18 protein-coding genes are annotated in these 20777 nt (G+C 39.7%); 9 read left to right on the top strand and 9 right to left on the bottom strand.

Features of this window, described 5'->3' with window-relative positions:
* Positions 1–511, bottom strand: a 511-nt coding sequence (locus L0951_RS10915; RefSeq protein ID WP_234111303.1) for a tyrosine-type recombinase/integrase, incomplete at its 3' end; no start/stop codon positions are given.
* Here L0951_RS10915 and L0951_RS13720 point away from each other — a divergent pair.
* From L0951_RS13720 to L0951_RS10890, 6 genes are all read left to right on the top strand, one after another.
* Positions 470–601, top strand: coding sequence for a hypothetical protein (locus L0951_RS13720; RefSeq protein WP_262908494.1), 132 nt, complete (start codon positions 470–472; stop codon positions 599–601). The two genes, L0951_RS10915 and L0951_RS13720, sit on opposite strands and share 42 nt — an antisense overlap.
* Positions 602–1036: 435 nt before the next feature.
* Positions 1037–1456 carry a hypothetical protein gene (locus L0951_RS10910; RefSeq protein ID WP_234111295.1) on the top strand — a complete coding sequence of 140 codons (420 nt, stop codon included), beginning with the start codon at positions 1037–1039 and terminating at the stop codon, positions 1454–1456.
* Positions 1457–2382: 926 nt separating this feature from the next.
* Positions 2383–2814, top strand: a complete 432-nt coding sequence (locus L0951_RS10905; protein ID WP_234111294.1) for a hypothetical protein — start codon at positions 2383–2385, stop codon at positions 2812–2814.
* 402 nt (positions 2815–3216) lie between these two features.
* Entirely contained in the window at positions 3217–3618 is a 402-nt protein-coding gene (locus tag L0951_RS10900; RefSeq protein WP_234111293.1) for a hypothetical protein, read from the top strand.
* A gap of 562 nt (positions 3619–4180) precedes the next feature.
* On the top strand, positions 4181–4531 hold the full coding sequence (locus L0951_RS10895) for a bleomycin resistance protein (protein WP_234111292.1): 351 nt from the start codon (positions 4181–4183) through the stop codon (positions 4529–4531).
* A 299-nt stretch (positions 4532–4830) separates the two neighbouring features.
* Positions 4831–5313: a hypothetical protein gene (locus tag L0951_RS10890; RefSeq protein WP_234111291.1), complete on the top strand. Its 483-nt coding sequence runs from the start codon at positions 4831–4833 to the stop codon at positions 5311–5313.
* A 166-nt stretch (positions 5314–5479) separates the two neighbouring features.
* Here the strand turns inward: L0951_RS10890 and L0951_RS10885 are convergent, their stop codons facing one another.
* Positions 5480–6418 (bottom strand): hypothetical protein, encoded by a 939-nt coding sequence (locus tag L0951_RS10885; RefSeq protein WP_234111290.1) that lies wholly within the window; start codon positions 6416–6418, stop codon positions 5480–5482.
* Positions 6419–6802: 384 nt separating this feature from the next.
* Here L0951_RS10885 and L0951_RS10880 point away from each other — a divergent pair, with 384 nt between their 5' ends.
* Genes L0951_RS10880 through L0951_RS10870 form a run of 3 tightly spaced genes read left to right on the top strand, consistent with a single transcriptional unit; the run spans position 6803 to position 9335 of the window.
* Positions 6803–6967 (top strand): hypothetical protein, encoded by a 165-nt coding sequence (locus L0951_RS10880; RefSeq protein ID WP_234111289.1) that lies wholly within the window; start codon positions 6803–6805, stop codon positions 6965–6967.
* A gap of 52 nt (positions 6968–7019) precedes the next feature.
* Entirely contained in the window at positions 7020–8669 is a 1650-nt protein-coding gene (locus L0951_RS10875; protein ID WP_234111288.1) for an ATP-binding protein, read from the top strand.
* 3 nt (positions 8670–8672) lie between these two features.
* The gene (locus tag L0951_RS10870; RefSeq protein ID WP_234111287.1) at positions 8673–9335 is read left to right on the top strand and encodes a DNA-binding response regulator; all 663 of its coding nucleotides are present in this window, start codon (positions 8673–8675) and stop codon (positions 9333–9335) included.
* A 447-nt stretch (positions 9336–9782) separates the two neighbouring features.
* Here the strand turns inward: L0951_RS10870 and L0951_RS10865 are convergent, their stop codons facing one another.
* The 7 genes from L0951_RS10865 to L0951_RS10835 all read right to left on the bottom strand — a co-directional run bounded on the left by L0951_RS10865 (position 9783) and on the right by L0951_RS10835 (position 20774).
* The gene (locus L0951_RS10865) at positions 9783–11132 is read right to left on the bottom strand and encodes a purple acid phosphatase family protein (RefSeq protein WP_234111286.1); all 1350 of its coding nucleotides are present in this window, start codon (positions 11130–11132) and stop codon (positions 9783–9785) included.
* 1 nt (position 11133) lies between these two features.
* Complete coding sequence (locus L0951_RS10860) at positions 11134–12498, bottom strand: purple acid phosphatase family protein (RefSeq protein WP_234111285.1); 1365 nt, start codon at positions 12496–12498, stop codon at positions 11134–11136.
* Between the two features lie 14 nt (positions 12499–12512).
* A complete protein-coding gene (locus L0951_RS10855; RefSeq protein ID WP_234111284.1) occupies positions 12513–13544 on the bottom strand; it encodes a PHP domain-containing protein in 1032 nt (343 codons plus the stop codon).
* Between the two features lie 16 nt (positions 13545–13560).
* The gene (locus tag L0951_RS10850) at positions 13561–15006 is read right to left on the bottom strand and encodes a SusD/RagB family nutrient-binding outer membrane lipoprotein (protein WP_234111283.1); all 1446 of its coding nucleotides are present in this window, start codon (positions 15004–15006) and stop codon (positions 13561–13563) included.
* Positions 15007–15013: 7 nt separating this feature from the next.
* The gene (locus L0951_RS10845; protein ID WP_234111282.1) at positions 15014–17914 is read right to left on the bottom strand and encodes a SusC/RagA family TonB-linked outer membrane protein; all 2901 of its coding nucleotides are present in this window, start codon (positions 17912–17914) and stop codon (positions 15014–15016) included.
* 789 nt (positions 17915–18703) lie between these two features.
* Positions 18704–20038: a quinol:cytochrome C oxidoreductase gene (locus L0951_RS10840; RefSeq protein WP_234111281.1), complete on the bottom strand. Its 1335-nt coding sequence runs from the start codon at positions 20036–20038 to the stop codon at positions 18704–18706.
* A gap of 13 nt (positions 20039–20051) precedes the next feature.
* Complete coding sequence (locus L0951_RS10835; protein WP_234111280.1) at positions 20052–20774, bottom strand: c-type cytochrome; 723 nt, start codon at positions 20772–20774, stop codon at positions 20052–20054.
* Positions 20775–20777: the final 3 nt, after the last annotated feature.

The following is a 20777-nucleotide window of genomic DNA, read 5'->3' as shown; positions in this document are numbered from 1 at the left end:
CCGGATTTTCAACTTTAATAAAGGTTTTTAAGCCTCTGATTAAATGCTCCGACAAAGGTACATAACGGTCCTTGCTACCTTTACCCTGAACGATATGCAGCATCTTCCGGTCAAAATCCAGATGCTGAAGCTTGATATTCCGGACTTCCATGCAGCGCAGTCCGCAGCCGTAGATGAGTCCGATGAGCAGTTTGTGTTTCAGGAGTTCGGCGGTTTGAAGCATGCGCCAGATCTCTTCCCGGCTGAGAATTACAGGAAGTTTCTTGACTTTTGGAATGGTGGGAAGATGGAGGTAGCTGTAAGGTAGGCCTTCGGTTTTCAGCAGGAAACGCAGCCCGTAAACAGTATGTTTAAAGTACGACTGAGAAGGGGTTTTTGATCGCTTTTGAAGTTCAAAGAGATAATCTTTGATGTCTTCCGGGTCTAATTCGGTAGGGATTTTACCGAAATGAAGCGCTAAGGCGGCAACATGCCGCGAATAATTATCAAAGGTGCGTTTGCTTCTGCCCAGTATGGAAATATTTCTTTCAAAGCGTTGCAGGAGTTCGGCAAAACCGTTAACTTCGCTCGAGGCACGGTTGAGGAATTTGTTCGTTCTTAAATCCTCAGTAGATTTTTTTTTGTAGCCATTTTATGGGTTTTTAAAAGGTTAATGAAAACAAAGTTAATGAAACGGCGAATGGGAAAAGCTACCGGAGGTTTAGTTCAACAAGGTATTTCTATTAGCGGGGTTGAAGTTTACATCATAGAGATTTTCGCTAGTTGTTCTTTTTGTTATATTTACAAAGACCAGTTATCATAATCCCCGCCAACAGAAATACCCAAACGTTACCAGCAATTCCCCTACTCGAAAACGGAGTTGTTTTTAGCCGCTAACGAAGAAATTTTTACTATTTTGGATAATCAAATAGTTAAAAAATGAAAACATATAACTGTTTGATTATCAATATTTAAATTTAACGTTAGTCAGAAACATATCAAAAATCGTGTTTAAAAGCCTGTTAAAGTAAAAATTAATATTCTGAAATCTAAAGACATGGGATTATTTGACATCTTTAAATCTTCAAAAAGAGAAAATGTAAATACAATTTTTAATCATATTGGAAAATTTTCATTTATTGAATCTGACGGAACTAAAAATTTCAAAGGAATTATTAACTCAAATATTGGTCAAAATATTGAATTGCTTTTTCCTATAAATGGAACTGAAATTTCAAATTATCAAACAGAATATTTTAAGAAAATAGAAAATAATTGGAACTCTATTTTAAATCAATTAAAAAATCTTAATTCCAGAACTGATTTTGAAAATTATAGGGTTGTAAATGTTCTAATTCCTGATAAAGGAAATGAATTTTACGATATGGACGCTGAAATTGTATTTCAAAAGAATAACAATATAATTTCTGCAATCTTGATTAACTTAAATGTTGAAGAAATAATAGAAGTCCAATAAACGCCTGCAGCTAACAACTAAGCTTTCGTCTTGTCCGCAGGACACGAGGTGAAAACCCTTTGAACGGAAGCTCCGGTGGCTTTTATCCCATATTGGTCCTTCTAAGGAATGGTAAAAAGAATTCAAAAACAAATCACTAAATTTGGATTGACTGACAGGGATATTGAAATCGCAAAATGTTGATTATCAATATTTAAATTTAACGTTAGTCAGAAGCCATAACAAACCGCCAACATTGAGATTTTGAAAAATAAATATCTTCTTACCTCCTCATTTGCTTTATTTTTAGCATTACTCTTTTATTTTTTTGTTTTAAACTCTCCTGAAAGACAGATTAGAAAAACTGTTGCAGAATATTGGGAATGTTTTGATCACAACCACTTCAACGAATCCATCGAACTGTTTACTTACGGAAGTGAATATTATGGTATGATGTCAATGCAATTTTACCAGTTGAAAAAAACTATCCAAAAATTAAATCTCAAATAACACCCCTTAATGAAGTTAAAATACAGGACACTATTATTTTCGGAACAAAAAGAAAATTTGTCAGATACAAATTTGTAAACAAAAATCCCGAAATCAAGCCAATGAAAATTACTTTTATCTTTTGGAGGAAAAGTGGGTACAACAAAATTCACAGTCCAATTTATTTAAAAAACTTTTTAGATTGGGATGATAAATAGAAACGCCTGCAGATAATAACTAAGCTTTCGTCTTGTCCGCAGGACACAAGCTGAAAACCCGTTGAACGGAAGCTCCGCTGGCTTTTCTTTAATATGGGTTCTTCTATGGAATGGTAAAAAGAATTCAAAAACAAATCACTAAATTTGGTTGGACTAATGAGCTTTTAAATTTTATATAAAATTGATTATCAAAATGAATTGAAGGACTTAATCAGAATAATCCAAAAAACGTGTTACCAAATGAAAATCAAATTATTTTATCTCTTATTTTTAATTGTAATTTCTTGTGGTAGTTCTAACCATGTAAAATCTAAACCTATTTTTCGTTATGTAGATTTAGATACTTATGGGAAATTTGAATTAGGAGAAAACATTCAAAAAATTAATTCTTTAACTGAAATAAAAAATGATCATTTATTTCTAAAAGAAAATGTATTTGGCGGAGCGGAATCAATTGAAATAATTTCAAATTCCAATGGAAATATAGCTGAAATTATTTTTTATTATGGAGATAAAACTAGTTTAAAAACTGAAATTGAAGAATACCAGAAAACTCTGGGAATTCCTGAAATATCTAATAATAAAGCAACTTGGAATGATGGTAAAACTTCTTTTGAACTGTATGAAATTGAAAATGAAGTATATTCTAAAATGACAGATTTAATAAAATAATATTACTGCAGATAACAACTAAGCTTTCGTCTTGCCCGCAGGACACAAGCTGAAAACCCGTTGAATGGAAGCTCCGCTGGCTTTTCTCCAATATTGGTTCTTCTAAGGAATGGTAAAAAGAATTCAAGAACAAATCACTGAATTTGGATTGACTGACAGGGATATTGAAATCGCAAAATGTTGATTATCAATATTTAAATGTAACGTTGGTCAGAATTGTAAAACAAATATTCCGCACAAATTTCCGTGAAAAGTAAAACAATAATTTTTGGATGTTTTTTAATCTTAGTTGGATTTTTATTAACTTTTTTTCTTGGGTATAAAAACATATAACTGTTTGATTATCAATATTTAAATTTAAAGTTAGTCAGAATTTAATAGCAACTCTATATCAAATTAAAAGTGAAGAAATTAATTACGGTAATTTTTATAATTTTGATTTTTTTACCAATGTTTCTTTATCTGAATCCCTTCAGCTGGATCAAGAGAAATCCGCACTACGAACCATCGCAAAAAACTACTAATTTACTGAATAAACTGAATAAAAAATACAAAGTAAAAATGGAAGTTGGAGATGCGACAGATACTCTTTGGTATTTTAGAGATTTACAAAATAATAAGATTTCAAAACTTGAAAACTTTGGGCTACGACTTTATAAAGATTCATTTAATAACTCTGATCGGGAAAAGGTGAAAAATTACCTCAATGACTTTCGCACTCATTTTGAACACAAAAAATATTTTGACTCGATTAATGTTGAATTGAATTTTGATTCGATTGTCTACAAAACTCCAATGAAATGAAAATTGAAAAAATTTATAAATATCAAATCAGTTTGTATGTTTTCATAATTGTTTTTGGAATTCAAAATTATTTCTTCAATACGTATAATTTTGATTGGATTTTTTACGAGCAGCTTGTCAAATTTATCTTTCTCCTTTCTTTTTTCTCAATTTTAGTTTCACTAATTTTACTTACATATGAAAGTGTAAAATCAATAAATAGAAAGGAAATAAATTTTAAAGAAATACTATATTTACTAACCAGTATGATTCTCTATTACTTTGTAATTTTGACAAGTTTTTATTTAGCTAACCAAACAAGAATTTAAAAAAACTGCGTACAATAACTAAGCATTCGTCTTGTCCGCAGGACACGAGATGAAAGCCCGTTGAACGAAAGCTCCGGTGGCTTTTCTTCAATATTGGTTCTTCTATGGAATGGTAAAAAGAATTCAAAAACAAATCACTAAATCTGGATTGACTGACAGGGATATTGAAATCGCAAAATGTTGATTATCAATAAAAAAATTTAACTTTAGTCAGAATTGCCCGTCAAAATAATTTCAAAAAAAACTGAAAAATAATGCTTACCGAAATCTGTCCTAAATTACCTATGCGAGATTTAAATCTGACAAAAGAATTTTATGTGAAAAAATTAAACTTCGAGGAACTGGCAGACTATGGAAATTACCTGATTGTTAAAAAAGATAATGTAGAATTACACTTTTTTGAATTTAAAGAACTCAATCCGATTGATAATTATGGACAAGTTTACATAAGAACTAATGAAATAGACAATTTTTACAAATCTTTATTAAAAGAAAACGTAGAAATCCATCCAAACGGACCTTTAGAAAACAAGCCATGGAATCAACGAGAATTTGCTTTACTTGACCCAGACAACAATCTATTGACTTTTGGACAAAGTATGTAACTCATGCAACTATCGCTACAGTGTATTTCTATTAGCGGGGTTGAAGTTTTCAGTTGAAGATTTTAGCAATTGATTAAGTTTTTAGCAAGTAGAAAGTTTTCGTATTTTTAGCCCGCCTGCAGAAATACGCAACCGTTAGCCGTAATTCCCCTACTCGAAAACGGAGTTGTTTTTAGCCGCTAACGAAGAAATTTTTACTATTTTGGATAATCAAATAGTCAAAAAATAAAAACATATAACTATTTGATTATCAATATTTAAATTTAACGTTAGTCAGAATATTACCCAACAAGCTGTAAATGAAACAATTAAAACTGAATTTTTTAAGTTTATTTTTAGGATTAAAATGGACTTTATTGTTTGTTCTAGGATATTATTTTGTTGTCTTTCTGATTTTTAGAGATTTGAACATTTTTAAAATGTGGTATGTTCACATTTGGCCAATAATAAATATTCTACTTGACATTTATATTATCGCAGGATATTTACTTGAAAATTTCAATAAGAAAATTGAGATTGGAAATCATTATATACTTGATAAAAACGCAAAAAAAAAATATGACTCTGACGAAATTCTAAAAATCATAATTCACAAGTCTGAATTTCTAGACTCGGGAAAATATGCAATGATGTCATTTATGCATTATAAATACGCTGAAATCTTATTAAAAGATAATAATAAATTAATTCTGACTTCATTGATGAATGCAAATATTGATGAGTTTTTAAAAGAAAACTTGAATGGTGTTTATTTCCAACGTGACTACAATAATTTCCTCTAAAAATACTGCAGATAATAACTAAGCTTTCGTTTTGTCTGCAAGACAAGAAATGAAAGCCCGTTGAACGGAAGCTCCGGTGGCTTTTCAGCAGTATGATGGTCCTATTATGGGAAAGAGGGGGTCTGCCAAAACCAAAACTGCCCTTTACCAAACACTTCATTCGGGATCAATTAGAAATAGAGCCATTCACGGAAGCGGAATTGACCACATACTTTCCAATGATATAGGGGGTAACCGGCTTCAAGGTCTTGCCGGTACGCGGATTCAGTCCATAATGGGTGAAAAACTCTACCTTTTTATCTGATTTATCATACCAAACATTGCCTATTGCATTAGCAACCGTAAGGGTATCCGGCGCATTTATTTTCCTGAATAACCGCAACATATCTTCATTTGCTGCGACGAGTTGTTGCCCGCTTATTTTCTCATCACAAAATGCAGGTTCGTAATGGTCATTCTGCCAGTACATACATTCCTGCTTTCTCTCTTCAATAATTATATTCTCCGTTTTTCGCGCTGTAGGAATATAGGCAACCGCCTGCGGAATTGCTGTTTCCGGCTCACTTTTAGGCAGTACAGTTTGCGAAAGGTGGGCCGGAGGAGGCATTTCCTTCTTATTATCGGCAGCGGCATAATCTATTCTGTTCCAGACCAATCCTCCCAAAAGCAGAATCCCGATCAACCCCAAACTGTTTTGATTTTTAGTAAAAAATTCCGGGAGGGAGATGGTATTATTAATGACAATTTTCAATGCTTCGGAAACCAACGAAGTGGTTCCTTTCTCATCGGAAATCGATATTTTCACGGAACCGGAACCCCCGTAATGTGCTTCGTTCAGCGTATTTTGGCAAAAGTCCCTGTAGTTTTTATAGCCCACATAGGCACTGAGTTGATCCAGGGTAATCTCATCTATAGCATAATCTCTGTTTTTTTCTATAAGTTCAGTATAATACCGGGAAAAAGTCTTTTCATTTTTAGAAAATCCGTACTTCTCCTCAAACAGGGAGCTCAAGTAAAAGGCGACGGAAGTTTTGGTTGCTCTCGGAAGCTCTTTTTTCGCCTGTTCGAATGCCATTTTTACTAAAGTCTTCTTTTTAGTATCCATAAAAATAATTTCTTACCTGTAAAATCTGTCCAAAATAGACAAAAAACTGTCCGGGTTATTACGGTTTTCCATAAAACAAGGTGGTTCCGCTGTCTGTACTCTGTCCCTGATCTGTCCGGGAAAACAGGTCATTCCTGTCGTTACTTTGTTCTGGAAATCAGTGACAAACAAAATGTTATCCAAGCAAAGTTACAAAACTGATCTCTAAAAACCGATACAAAGAACAGTCGGGTCTCACTGGTTTGGGAAGCAGTTATTCTCCTCTGTTCAGCGTATCATCACTTCCCAAAAATTTAAGAAGCGCTTCTTTTTTCGTCATGTTTCTGCTCAGAGCCGGTGCTTTGAGTACGCATGAAAACTACACCCACTTAAATTTTAAAAACCATGCTACATTTTTTATTAATGCTTTTGGGATTCATATCTCCCAACAGCAACACCCATGCGGCTACCCTCGATAAAACGGATCAAGTCAGCTTTGACTATCCCTATATCCTGAACAATGCGGATGGAGATACGGGAGGCGAGGACGCAACGATTCCAAAGAAGTAATAAAGGAGAGGCTTTTATAGGCCTCTTTTTTTTATCTTTGAAAGAAAATATTATGAAATTAACAAAAAATTACTATCTGATAGTACTTTTTATAATTTTATCTTGCTCTAAAAAAGAGAATTTCAACCCTACCAATCCTAACTATGAAAAAGCGTGGTATTTTTTTGAAAACGGGAATGAACCGGAAGCTTTCAAGTATTTTAACATAGCCAAAAACGATTTTTTACAAGACAAAGACAGTATTGGTGCGGGGAAATCCTTAATGAACAGTTCGATTATCCTGCTTAATGCAGGCGACTATTTTGGAAGTGAAGAATCCAATATTCAGGCTTTGAAATATCTGAAAAACGCCGATGATCATGAATATGTTTTTTCGGTCTATAATTCAATTGCCATTTCCAGAAAAAAACTCCAGGACTACAAATCGGCTTTAGCATGGTATGAAAAAGCACTCAGTGCATCCAGGGATTCCCTGGAAAAGACCAAAATACGGAACAATATCGCGGTTGCGCTTTCCAAATCCAAAGAATATGACCAAGCCATAGCGGTTTTGGAAGATTTATCAAATCAACCGGAATACCATCAGGATCTGAATACCCAATCGAAAATCCGTGACAACCTGGCTTTTACCAAATTTCTTCAGAATCCCAGCTACCACGCAGAACCGGAACTCAAACAGGCGTTAAGCATCCGCGAAAAGGAAAATGATCTTTGGGGCCAGAATGCAAGTCACGCCCATTTATCGGATTATTTTCATGAGAAAGATCCACCGCAATCACTTTTCCATGCAGAAAAAATGCTGGAAATCGCCTCGGAGCTCGGCAGCGTAGATGATCAGCTGGAAGCACTTCAGAAACTGGTCACCCTGGAATCTTCTGACCATTCAAAAAAATACTTTCTTCAGTATCAAAAGCTCAATGACAGCCTTCAGACAGCCAGGGCAAAAGCCAAAAACCAGTTTGCATTGATCCGCTACGAAACAGAAAAAGAAAAAGCAGAAAATGCGAGAAAGCAAAACCACATCCTGAAACAGAACATTGCGATCGGGGTATTGACCATCAGTTTATTCGGCGGCTTTATCGGGTATAAAAGAAGACAGAAAGGACTGAAGCAGGAAAAAGAGATCGAAGTGAAGAATACTCAGCTGAAATACTCCAGAAGAGTGCATGACATCATTGCCAACGGATTGTATCACGCCATGGTCGAAATTCAGAATAACCAGGAGCTTAATAAAGAAATCATCCTGAACCGGATTGAAAAAATGTATGAAGATTCCAGGGATATCGCCCGGGATGACTTTATGGAATTAACCGAAAAAGATTTTGCAGCACGTTTGTCGGAGATGCTCTACTCCTATCAGTCTTCGGACCAGAAAGTGTTTGTGGTAGAAAATGATCAGGAGAAATGGAACGGGATTTCCGCGGCGGTGCAGTCTGAAATCTATTATATTTTGCGTGAAGCCATGGTGAATATGGTCAAGCACAGCCACGCCTCCCTCACTTCTGTGAAAATAGAAAGATCCGAAAAAGAGGTACTCCTCAAATATACCGATAATGGCATTGGCATTGAAGATTTGGAAAAAATTTCTGCTTCCGGAATCCGAAATATGGAAAACCGTATTGAGACCATCGGCGGAACCGTTATTTTTGACAAAAATCCGAAAGGAGGATTGATTATCACTATTTCAGTTCCAATTCCATAGCATATGTTTAAAAAAGTTATCATTGCCGAAGATCACGAGATCCGGAATCTTGGCGTCATCAAAACCCTGGAAGAATTGCAGATCCCGCAATATGAATTTGTCAGTTACTGTGACGATGCTCTCAGGAAAATTCAAAATGCGCTTCATGAAGACCATCCTTACCAGCTGTTAATTACAGATCTCGGATTCGACCGGGATCACCGGGATCAAAAGATAACTTCCGGCCAGGATTTGATCGATGAGGTCAGAATAATACAGCCCGAACTCAAAATCATTGTTTTTTCAGTGGAGAAAAAGCCGAAAACCATTGATGAGCTTTTTAAGACGCACCGCATTAACGGATATGTAAGCAAAGGCAGAAACGACGCTAAGGAACTGAAAAGTACCCTCCAAAAAGTTTATTCGGGAGATCTCGTCATTCCTCAGGAAATCATGAATTCGATCCGGAACAACCCTCATGAAATTTCCGAATATGACGTCACCCTGCTTGATCTTCTGTCGAAAGGGTGGAAACAGCATGAAATATCTGACCACTTCCAGAGCAACGGGCTTTCTCCCAACAGCAGAAGTGCGATAGAAAAACGGCTGAACGAATTGCGCGAGACGCTGAATGCCAAAAATAACATCGAAATGGTAGTGATCTGCAAAGACATCGGGATCCTTTAAAAATCTCCCATTGCAAGGGTTTGGAAACCGCTCACCTGATGGCAGGTTTTTCAATGCTGCTCAATAATATTCCCGTTTTACGGTTTTCCGTAAGGTGGAATCTGAATATCACAGTACCTTTGCCGAGCAATTACGGAACTCTGCAAAAAGGTTAACACAAATTCATCATATGCCTCAATGAATAAGTCCGGTAACGGAAGCTATTGCGGCGCTACATCCGCAAACCGAAAAATGCCCGCACACAGATTGCAACGGGCATTCGGTTTTGTCGGGTGAAAATTTTCTCTAGGTAAGGCCACACGAATAGATGGACTTCGTGGGATCTTCAATTTCATTTGACAGCGACGGCAGCCGGGAAAACGAGCGAGCCAACACCTAAAACCGGTTCTCCATCTGCCTTAAAAAACCCGACATCATACGCATTGATCTTTGTATGATCCCCAAAAATTATCTTCGGAAATCCTTTTCAATGACAAAGGCGTCTTCCATGATTCCGTTTCCTGTAAGCCATTTCATCGTCAGTTGGTTTTTCTGAACCTCCACGATAAATGCGCCTGATGAGCGGTCATTGGAGTATTTCATGGCACGGTGCGGAAAATCCGGATAACGGGAAGCGGAAGTTGCCGAAGAATTGCCGGTCACCATATAAGCAATACCCTCTTTACCTTCTTTTTTGTATAAATCTGCCTTCCCAAAACCTTCCACATTTTTTCGGTATTCCCTAAAGGCATATTTCGTATCGAATTCCGCAGATTTTCCGTAAAACCCCTTCATCATAGGGGATCTTTCGTACGCATGGCTGTGACCGCCGATCAATAAATCAACCCCATATCTTTCAAGCAGGGGCAGTAGATTTTCACGCATTCCGATCATAATTGAATCGGAATCCGAATCGTGGGTCCCCTTGCTGAAAGGAGGGAAATGCGTATAGACGATGATGAAACCCCGGTGGTTTTCCAAAGCCTGCAGATCCTGCTTTAACCACTCATACTGAGCGCTTCCAGGATCAAAGACCATCTTACCGTTCTTTTCAATCCCGTAGGAATCCAGGGAGATTAAATGAACGTGACCTACATCCATTGAATAATAGGAACTGTTTCCTGAGGGCACCCCTCCTGCCTCGCCTCTGGCAGGGAGGGAGAAAATCTTAAAGTACACGTTCGACTTGGTGGTCTGGGCGTATTTTGACCCAAAATCCACGTCATGATAATCATGGTTTCCGAGTGTTGAAAACGAAGGATAATGACCCAACATTTCTTTAAAAGGTGTGAAAAAATCGTTCTGGAATTCTTGATCGGTCCCATGTCTATAAGCGTTGTCACCTAACTGAATCCAGAAATCCATTTTTTTGTCGGCATAGTACTTCATCACCGCATCCCGTACTTTTATCTGGTCCTCACCCGGGGATCCGGGATCGCCGAACAGTGCAAAGGAATACGTTTCTGAAAGTCGCTTTTGGGGCAGGGTATAAAACGAAAATATTTTGCCGGTCAGTGTATCTTTCGGTAATACTACCCGATAATAGTACCGGGTGTCAGGTTCGAGTCCGGAAAGCCTTACCTCATGCTCTGTGTTATATTGAAGACTATCGGTCCTGTGATTCAGATTTCTTTCATCTTTACCGTAAAAGACGGTACTTCTCGTCATTAAATTGGTCCGCCAACGCACGGTAATTTCAGAGGGGGAAGGAGCCTGTAGATAAGGCTCCCTCGTGATCTGATTATTTAAAGTCTGGGCCATGAAACCCGATGGTAAAAGTGAAAGAAAAATAATACAGGATGAAAAGAACTGTTTCATGTTATTTGATGATGACGAAGTTGTCCCAGACTTTACCCTCTGAATTGATCCACTTCATTTCGAGTCTGCTGTCCTCAATTTCAAGCAGGGCGGCACCTCCCAGTTCGTTCGTGGAGAAAGGCATGGCATTATGCGGATAGGTTTTTTGCTGATGGTCCAGTGCTCCGGATGATCCGGCAACGACATAAACCGTACCGTCATTACTCTTCCGTTTATCATAAGGAGCAGAATTTGGGGTGCCGTTGTCTTTTGCTGATGACTGAGAAATAAAATAACCCTGATGAAATGACGCGTTGTTTCCGGTATGACCTTTCATGAGTTTAGACCGCTCATAATCGTGACTGTGCCCGGAGAATACCACATCTACACCATATTTTTCGAAGATCGGTGTCAGGTTCTCCCGGATTTTGATCAGCTGCGCCTCGGTATCTGAATTGTGGGAGCCCATAGAATAAGGCGGATGGTGGATCAGAACGATCTTCCATTTTTTCGTTTTATTGGCTTCCAGATCTTTGATCAGCCATTTGGCCTGCCTTCCATCGAGGTCAAAGACCCGGGTTCCTTTAAAGTCCTCCAGACCGTAAGAATCCAGCGCGATGAAATGTGCGTTACCCAGATCGAAAGCATAGAAAGACTGCGTGTGAGAGGCTACTCCGCCCAACTCCCCTTTCGTAGGCATGGTAAACCGGTCAAAATAAGCCAGCAATCCGGATTGCTGTGCATGCTCGGCAAAAGTGACATAATCATGGTAATCATGATTTCCGGGAATGGCAAAAACAGGTGTGTTTTTCAGGAACTGATCCTGATAGATATCAAAGAAATTCTGCTGGTATTCGGCATCGGTGCCAAAAGAATAGGCATTGTCGCCGAGCATGATCAGCGCGTTTAAATTCCTGTCCTGGGTATAGGCTTTGAAAGCGTCTCTTACTTTTCTTTGGTTATCGGAATTATTTCCCGCATCACCGAAGAGACCTACCGCTACTTTCTCTTTTTTCCGAAACAGCGGCAAGGTCTGAAACCGGGTATCGCTGTCCCATTTCAGCGTATCCCTCACTCCTTCTATCAGATAGTAGTATTGGGTTCCGGGCTCCAATCCGGTTAGGTTGACGATATGTTCTGAGGTGCGGCTGCTGTTGCCGGCCAACTGATCAAGATGGTTTTCGTCCTTTCCGTATCTGACAAAAGAGACGTCGCGGTCTGCGGTCCGCCATCTGATGGTCATGGAGTTGGAAGTCGGCATCTGCAAATATGGACCCGTGACCAGTTTGGGGGTGAAGCCATATTTTCTTTTCTTAGGTATCTTTGACTGGGCATTGCTGAACGAAAAAATCAACAGTCCCATGAAAACAAATAAGTATCTGTACATTTTGAACGTTTTTTTTATTGAAATCCAAATGGCTGCGAAAGCGTTACCCCCTGGTCATTTTTAATCTGAAACCTCACATAGTTGCCTTTGAAATTATTAAAGTCAAACTCTGGTCCGGTGGCAATCACCCTACTTTTGCGATCTGCTCCGTTCCCTTCTATGCCGGAAATCCATTCGATCGAGCTGTAATTTTTGGCCGAAACTTTAATTTTTTTCTGAGCAGGGTGTACGGAGATTCCTGTAATTTTAGGTGCTAAAGCTTTTCCGCTTTTTCCCGGTTCGTTAGAGATGTAGAAATTTCCGGCGATCATGGCTTTCTTAAGATCCGCAACCGAAAGATTCTTCATCAGCATCATATTATAATTGCCCATCAGTTCCTTTTCTCCGTGCATGTCGTCATTTGAATAGGCCCATACCGGAGTTGCCGGCATCGAACGTGTTAAAATCTCGTCCCAGAGCAATCGGTCATTGGGGTAACGGTCATAAGGAGTATTATAGACTTCGACTCCCACCACAGAATTATATTTTTTAAAATAATCCACATACCATTCGGGTGAGTACTTTTCGCCCGGAGTATAGGTTTTGTCTATTTTCCAGTACCGCCCGGGATGGTTAAAGATTCCCAGCGAAAGCGAATCCTGCATGGTTTTAAAGGCTAAATCAATATCCGCTCCGTCACCGGGGATCTGGGCAAAAAACATATTCCTGTCATGCACCCCCCGAGAGAATTCATTCCCCGGGAAGGTAAGAATATCCATTTTTTGATCATTTCTGTCTTTCCATTTCGGATTCAGTGCTGAAAATTTGGTCCATGGATAGGTGACCAGATTATGGTCGGTAATGACCAGGATGGAGTAATGGTGGGCTTTATAGGTGTCCACCACATATTCGGCATTGAAGCCACCGTCACTGTTATTGGTATGGGTATGGAAGTTGGCTTTATGCTGTGTTTTCCATTGGACTCCCGAATAGGGGTTTACGGTAAGGGCCTGTGCAGATATTCCCGAAAAAAGCAATATTGCTGCGCTGATCAATAAGTTCTTCATTGTATTCTTCTTTTAATTATTTGTCCCACCATACTTTGGTCATCGCATGATCACCGCCCATATTGTTCGCCGCTGCTCTTACGTTGTCGGTATTCGTATTCCATTCAGACTGCGGATATACCAGTCTGCGTGCGATATTGTTATTTACCGCATCGCCGAAATTCGGAACGTTTGTTCTTCTCCAGTTGGCAAAAGCTTCATTCCAGTTGTAGTAAAGCATGATCCACATCTGGATATGAATGGCCTTGAAGGCTTCATTGAAGTTGGATGCGTTAAAAGGAAGACTTGCCGTAAATGAGTCAATTTTGGCCGGATCGATTACTCCTTTCGGTCCATAGATGGCCTGCAGCTGCAGATTGGCTTTTACGCCATCCCGGAAATAGCTTTCAGCACTGCCTGAAATCCAGCCCCTTAAAGCAGCCTCTGCCAAAAGGAATCTGGTTTCGGCATAACTGATGTGAACATATGGGGAATCGTAACGACCGTAGGTACTATGGTTGGTCGTGGAAACGGTGGGTTTGGGCGTATTGTCACTCTCGAACAGCTTATAACCTTTCTGCACTTCCGGGGCTGTATTGCCGTTTGGTAACATGGCATATACGCTGAGTCTTGGATCATTGGAGTCTTTCAAAAGGTTGACAAACACGTCTGTGAGTTTGTAGTCATATTTGATGGCTGCAGCGTTTCCGTTGGCCGTAGTTGCATAATAGGTATTAGGCAGATAATACACCACAAAAGAATCACTGTTGTTCTGCATGAGGCCGTCCTGCAGTGCTTTCTGGGCGAATGCCTGCGCCTTTGCCGGGTTCGCTTTAGCCATCCGCATCGCATATCTCAGGATCAAACTGTTTCCAAACCGCTTCCACTTGTCAATATTCCCTTTATAGACGATGTCTGAAGTGGTTGGAATTACTTTCTTGGTAGCATCGAATTTGGCAATAGCACCGGCAATATTTTCACACAGCTTGGTGTAGATTTCTTCCTGGGTGTCGTATTTAGGGGAAAAAATCTGTTGATCATAGCCCAATCCCGCTTCTGAATAAGGAACATCGCCATATGCATCAGTCACTCTGCTGATGGCATATGCTTTCAGGATTACTGCCGTGGCCCAGTAATTCACAAGTTCCGGATTATTGGAAGTTCTCAGAACAATATCAGTGGCATTCTTTATGGTATTGGGGTAGAGGTTGTCGAAAAGATAGCCGGTTTCCGTACTGGGGCTTTTGTAATCATTCGTACTGGGAGTGTGAATCTGTTGGCTTAATCGTCCCAGTGCCGTATAATGGGTATAATATGATCTTTCCAATAAGGTAAGTTCCACTGTAGGAATTACATAATCGAGCGTAGGCGCAGTTACCAGATCCTTGCTGGTATTGAGTTCTGCAAATCTGCTGTCGTTGCAGGAAATCATAAAACACCCTACAAAAGACATCATGATGGTTTGTTTGAAGAAGTTTTTCATTTTTATTTTAGAAGCTTAAGTTTAAATTGATTCCATAAGTGATAAATTCAGGATATCCCGAGTTTTCCAGACCCTGTGCGTTTGATGAGGTTACGCTGCTCTCCGGAGAGACGTTTTCCATTTTATTCATCAGGTAAAACAGGTTTCTTGCAGTAAGGCTCACGGTGGCTTTGCTCACAGGAGTATTAGCGAGAATTGAACTGGGAAGGGTATAACCCAGGGAAAGTTCGCGAAGTTTGATAAAGCTTGCGTCATAGATAAAGTTCTCATGAATGCTTGCCATTACAGAATAGTAATTCTGCAGTTTATCAGGAGTAACCACTATGTCATTCACGGTGCCATCTTCTTTTACTCCTACTCCTACGATACCGTTTTCTCTTCCCTCCAGCGTTGCTTTGTGTTTACCGTTGGCATAAGCCCATCTGTTGGTTTGTGAATACATTTTTCCACCGAATTTTCCGTCAATGAGGATGCGAAGTGAAAGATTCTTATAATTGAACTCATTGAGCCAGCCTACAACTTTGTCATGAAAAGCCACGCCGAGTACCGCCGCACGGTCGCCAATCATAGGAAATCCGTTCTTATCAAATATAATACTGCCATTCTCATTTCTTTTGTATGCAGCACCTTTTATCACCCCATAAGGAAGTCCCTTTTCTACATTCACCGTTACTGCGTCATTTTTCGCCGATCCTAACTGTAAAGAGTTCACACCGAATCCCAGGTCAAGTACATTGTTCCAGTTTTTTGAAAAAGTGAAGGTGGAGTTCCATTTCACTCCTTTTGTTAATGGTCTTAGTGTTGCCATAATCTCGAGCCCCGAATTGTCAATATTTCCTGTATTCTGAATGGCTTTGTTGTAAGATGAAGCATTGGAAACATTAATCGCGACAATGTCGTTTCTGATCTTTTTATTGAAATAGGCAACATCCAGATGCAGAAAATTTTTAAAGAGCTGGAATTCTCCTCCGAATTCATATTCAGAAGAAATCAGTGGCTTAAGATTTTTATTGGGAATCGTCGTCGTAGCGATGGACTGCAGCACCTGGCCATTGTAATTTACATCATCTATCCCGTAAGAAAGATCCAGACTGTAGGGATCTGCCCCGCCGCTTACCTGGGCAAAAGACGCTCTCAGTTTACCGAATCGCAGGATTTCGCTCTTTATTTTTAAACCGTCGGTAAAAACATAACTTAATGAAGCGGACGGATAAAAATAATTGTTATTATTCATCGGAAGTGTTGAAAACCAGTCGTTTCTTCCGGTAAGGGTAAGGAAAAGTGATTCATCATAAGATAACTCTGCCATACCGAAAAGGGAATTGGTTTGCGTTTCGGATAAACTGGTGGAAGTAGTCCTGTTTAATGTATTGTTGTAGGTGTTGACATCGGGCACCACAAATGGGGTTCCATATAAATTCACCGCATTTGAAGTGGAAACCCTTTTATTGGCTCCAAGAACAAAACTGGTCCCGAATTTTTCACCAAATTTCTTATCGTATCCAGCAGTAAATTCATAATTCAGCTCATGAAACTCATTCCAACGCTCCGTATATTCACCGCCAAACGGTTGCCAGTTCATCCCCTGCGGTTGATAATTCATTCGCCTGAAGGTGAAATAGTCCTGCATTACTTTCACCTGGGCAAAGATGTTTTCCGTAGGTCTGGCTCTTAATGCAACAGCATTCACGACCCGGTTTTTGGAGTCTTCTTCATAGACCTTATTGATGACGTAATATGGATTGGTCATCGAACTTTCAGTGATGACTAATTCAGTTCCGTCAGGTTCAAATCCAGGTTGCATATCAAGTACATTTACAGAAGTAGGAATAGCGGTCATCGTGTAGTTCGCATTTCTTACATTTCCGCCAATGTTCTGTCTGTTTTTCACAGGTTCGTTCACATACATCGAATTAACATCCAGTTCAAAAATGCCGAATGTTAAACCTGCATTGAGGGATGCATTCCTTTTTTTGTACAGTCCGCTGTCAATAAAGTCCTGCGAATCGGTCTGACCTAAAGAAAACCGGAAATTATAATGGTCCTGTGCCCTGGATATCGATAAAGTATTTGAATAAAGAACAGCATCCGAATAAAAGTTTTTAATATTATTCTTTACCGGAGCGTAAGGACGTAAAACACCGTCGAACTGTGGAGCCAGGGCACCATCCATCTTTTCACCCCAGGAAAGATAACCGGTCACTAAAGCTTCCTGTTGCGAAGCCGGTCTTTTACCATCTCTCCCTTGGCCGTATTCATATTGCCAGTCTGTAAGATCTTTAATTCGGGAGAAGTTAAGGGTTGATGACAGCTCTACTCTAAAACCTTTATCAGATTTCTTACCGGATTTGGTGGTTATAATAATAACGCCGTTTGAAGCTCTGGAGCCATATAATGCAGCAGCAGCATTTCCTTTCAGAACTGAAATGGATTCAATATCATCTGGGTTAAACATCGAGAGGCCGTCGCCAAAGTCGATCCCTCCTCCGGCGTCATTATTCCTGCCAAAATTAGATGAATTCACAGGCACCCCGTCAATGACCCACAAAGGCGAATTGGTGCCCGTAGGTGAAATGGTAGAAATACCGCGAAGATTGGTCCGCTTGGAACCGGCAAGCCCGTTCGCAGATTCGCCAATATCAAGACCTGCAACTTTGCCCGCTAATGCGCTTTGAATGTTAATCGTTTTGTTTGTACTGATTTCTTCACTTTTAAGCTGAGTGACAGAATAGCCTAATTTTTTTTCCTGCCGCTTGATTCCTAATGCGGTGACAACTACTTCACCAATTTGTTTTTCATTGGCCATAACGGTGTCTGCGGTCTTCTTCTCCTGGCCGGTTATTGTTCCCGAGAAGAAAAACGCACTTACCGGAATGAGCACCGGAATAATTTTCAGTAATGGTTTCATTTTAATAGATTCTAAATATTTTGAATGGTTTCTGAAGGTTGATTTTTAAAACCACAAAACTAATCCCATAGTGTTAATAAAATGTTAAAGAAAACACGGATACGGATTAAGAAATATTTAAATAAAACCTCCTAAAACAAGAGATCATTAGCAAAAAATTAATTTTATAAACAGCAAAAAGTAAATAAAATGGCTATTTTATAAGACGGCTGTATATCTTCCTCTACACCGGCAAAATCCTATGGAGCGCATATCATATGGGGAATTGCATAGGATTTTCACAATTCAAGCCTATGCATGCAATATGAAGAAAGTATGAAGCAAGGTTACGAACTCTGCGAACGGCTGTTTATATTGTCCACGAGTAAAATGCGCAGTATCTGAACATCCGCTGCGCATTCTACGACGAAACTCCGGCTCTTGGAAGAGTCTTCGGAGCCTAATTGGGATAGTTCACCGAACTAAGTCGGCAATTGAATCTTAACCGACGACAAACCAAAGTCTTCCGGCCATAAGTCATGCTTACTCTGACTGAAAATTAAGCCTTGAAGGAAAATGACCTGATCATGAAATTGCTGATCATCCGGCGGCTATCGGTTCGCGGAGAATAAATCTGGAGGAAAGATCAGTATGATCTGTGGGAAATTTTTATTTGGGCAAAAAATCAGGAGACTAAAAGGGTGGTTATTTACTGATCATAAAAGATGCCTTATGAAGGTCTAATTTAAAGGACAAAAAAAATTCCGGTTAAATCAATAACCGGAAATTTTAAACTGTATTTGGAATTCCTTAGAAAGGATATTCATAAATCTCAGACTCGTGGAGGAATGGGTTTCCTGTTGGGATCAATTTTGATTTAGACAATGCAGTCATTACTACAAAGATAAACAGACCTATGAACAGCAATACCGCTCCTAAATTCAGCAACAGAACCTCCGGAGTTTTCCAGAAAGGACCCACCGTTCCCGGCATCACCATATTGAAATGGTTGACCCAATGACCAAAGATCACGATCACCGCCATGGTGGTTACTACCTTGTAGTTTCTCTTGATGCTTGAACTGACCAGAACCAAAAGTGGAAGCAAGAATACGAAAATCATAACAGGAAGGAAAGTCCAGCTGTAATACTCAAACCGACCGAAGAAATAGTTGACTTCCTCCGGAATATTTGCATACCAATACAGCATGAACTGTGCAAACCAGGTATAAGTCCAGAGCATACTTGTTGCGAAAAGGAAGACTCCCAAATCGTGCAGGTGGTTGTCATTGAACTGAGGCAGGAATCCGTTTTTCTTCAGGTAAACACTGATGAGGATCATTACTGCGATAGAAGAAGCCAAAGCGGAAACCATCGCATACCAAATATACATGGTAGAATACCAATGCGGGTCGATTGACATTAACCAATCCCACGCCCAAGCTGCAGAAGCGAATCCGAAGAATACGATGTACCCCACGCTCCAACTGTAATAGCTGGCATAAATTTTTCTGTCGCCCTTATTGTCGTCCACTTTTTTCGAAAGTGTCTTTAATTTCCATGCAAAGAAGGTTGCTCCGATGACGTACAAAATCGTCCTGAAAGCATAAAAAGGAATATTCAGAAACTTTTTCTTTTCGTAAAGAATTGGATCAAAGTTAGCATTGCCTTTTTCGGTTAAAGCCGGGTCCATCCAGTGGAACAGATGCCCTTGATGGGTGACATTGAGCACCATAAGGATAATTAAGGCCGCTCCCGCCCAAGGAATGAATGATGCGATGGCCTCCATTACTCTCAAAATGATGATTGGCCACCCTGCGTGTGCCGCATTTTGGATCGAGTAAAAGAAAAGTGCACAACAACTCAATGCGAACAAAAATACTGCAACCGTGTGAACCGCTGCTAGTGGCTGATTGTGAACCTGCATTTTTGCATGCTCCAAATGAGCGGCATGGTCTTGCGGACCCACCAATTCACTGGAGTGAGTTGGAGCATTATGTCCGGTGGAATGAACCACCTCCATCATGTGCTCGATTCTTGCATCATCAATACCTTGATTCATGAAATAACCAGCTCCAAAAAGGATTAATCCCAGAACGACAAATACGATTGAATATAATCTTAATTTCGGTGAAAAACTATACATTTCTTAATTCTTTTTATTTTTTAGGAGTGGTTGTTTCACTTGCTGCTGGCTTTACATCGGCTGCGGGAGCCGGAGCGGCCGCAGTTGTTGCTGCCGGTGCAGTAGCCGCAGCGTTTACTCCGCCTTTGAAAGCGCTCATCACATACATTGCTACTCTCCAGCGGTCACCAGGTTTCAGTTGTCCAGCATAGGAACCCATAGCGTTTCTACCGTTTGTTAAAACATAATGCACAGAGCCCACTGTAATTTGCCGGTCTGCATATTTCGGAACACCGGAATACGCGCCACTTGCAACAATTGGTCCCTGTCCGTCACCACCTGTTCCGTGACAGGCTGCACAAACCTGGTTGAAAAGTACTTTACCTCTTTCGATATCTTTCGCCTCATTTGCAGGGTCAAGCGGAGAAGAAGTAACGGCTTTCGATGCGTCATAGCCGGCGATATAGTCATCCGTCTTCATTGCGGTATTTGCCGCTTCATCAGCAACACCATCTTTATTCTGTGCCACAGTTCCATTAACCGGACTCAAACCGGTGGCACCGTTTTGTTTTACAAAAAGCGGAATTTCATTCTGATGTTTTGAGTAGGCATCTTCTGCCTTTTCCAATGGATCATAAGCTACCGGAAAATACATATCCGGGAAGTACACCAAAGGTGGATTCTTCTTACTGCATGAGCTCATGGAAATTGCGGCAAAACCAAAGATAGCTGTAATTTTAAAAATATTCTTTGTCATCGT

The organism is Chryseobacterium sp. R2A-55 (genome assembly GCF_021401085.1).
In the GTDB taxonomy this organism is placed as follows: domain Bacteria; phylum Bacteroidota; class Bacteroidia; order Flavobacteriales; family Weeksellaceae; genus Kaistella.
This window is presented reverse-complemented; position numbering and strand designations above follow the sequence as displayed.

Bases quoted from the DNA above. Each gene is read 5' to 3' on its own strand.
- L0951_RS10870 (WP_234111287.1), top strand. From the start codon at position 8,673: ATGTTTAAAAAAGTTATCATTGCCGAAGATCACGAGATCCGGAATCTT.
- L0951_RS10865 (WP_234111286.1), bottom strand. From the start codon at position 11,132: ATGAAACAGTTCTTTTCATCCTGTATTATTTTTCTTTCACTTTTACCA.
- L0951_RS10895 (WP_234111292.1), top strand. From the start codon at position 4,181: ATGCTTACCGAAATCTGTCCTAAATTACCTATGCGAGATTTAAATCTG.
- L0951_RS10840 (WP_234111281.1), bottom strand. From the start codon at position 20,038: ATGTATAGTTTTTCACCGAAATTAAGATTATATTCAATCGTATTTGTC.
- L0951_RS10885 (WP_234111290.1), bottom strand. From the start codon at position 6,418: ATGGATACTAAAAAGAAGACTTTAGTAAAAATGGCATTCGAACAGGCG.
- L0951_RS10835 (WP_234111280.1), bottom strand. From the start codon at position 20,774: ATGACAAAGAATATTTTTAAAATTACAGCTATCTTTGGTTTTGCCGCA.
- L0951_RS13720 (WP_262908494.1), top strand. From the start codon at position 470: ATGCCGCGAATAATTATCAAAGGTGCGTTTGCTTCTGCCCAGTATGGA.
- L0951_RS10860 (WP_234111285.1), bottom strand. From the start codon at position 12,498: ATGTACAGATACTTATTTGTTTTCATGGGACTGTTGATTTTTTCGTTC.
- L0951_RS10910 (WP_234111295.1), top strand. From the start codon at position 1,037: ATGGGATTATTTGACATCTTTAAATCTTCAAAAAGAGAAAATGTAAAT.
- L0951_RS10845 (WP_234111282.1), bottom strand. From the start codon at position 17,914: ATGAAACCATTACTGAAAATTATTCCGGTGCTCATTCCGGTAAGTGCG.
- L0951_RS10890 (WP_234111291.1), top strand. From the start codon at position 4,831: ATGAAACAATTAAAACTGAATTTTTTAAGTTTATTTTTAGGATTAAAA.
- L0951_RS10850 (WP_234111283.1), bottom strand. From the start codon at position 15,006: ATGAAAAACTTCTTCAAACAAACCATCATGATGTCTTTTGTAGGGTGT.
- L0951_RS10855 (WP_234111284.1), bottom strand. From the start codon at position 13,544: ATGAAGAACTTATTGATCAGCGCAGCAATATTGCTTTTTTCGGGAATA.
- L0951_RS10905 (WP_234111294.1), top strand. From the start codon at position 2,383: ATGAAAATCAAATTATTTTATCTCTTATTTTTAATTGTAATTTCTTGT.
- L0951_RS10875 (WP_234111288.1), top strand. From the start codon at position 7,020: ATGAAATTAACAAAAAATTACTATCTGATAGTACTTTTTATAATTTTA.
- L0951_RS10880 (WP_234111289.1), top strand. From the start codon at position 6,803: ATGCTACATTTTTTATTAATGCTTTTGGGATTCATATCTCCCAACAGC.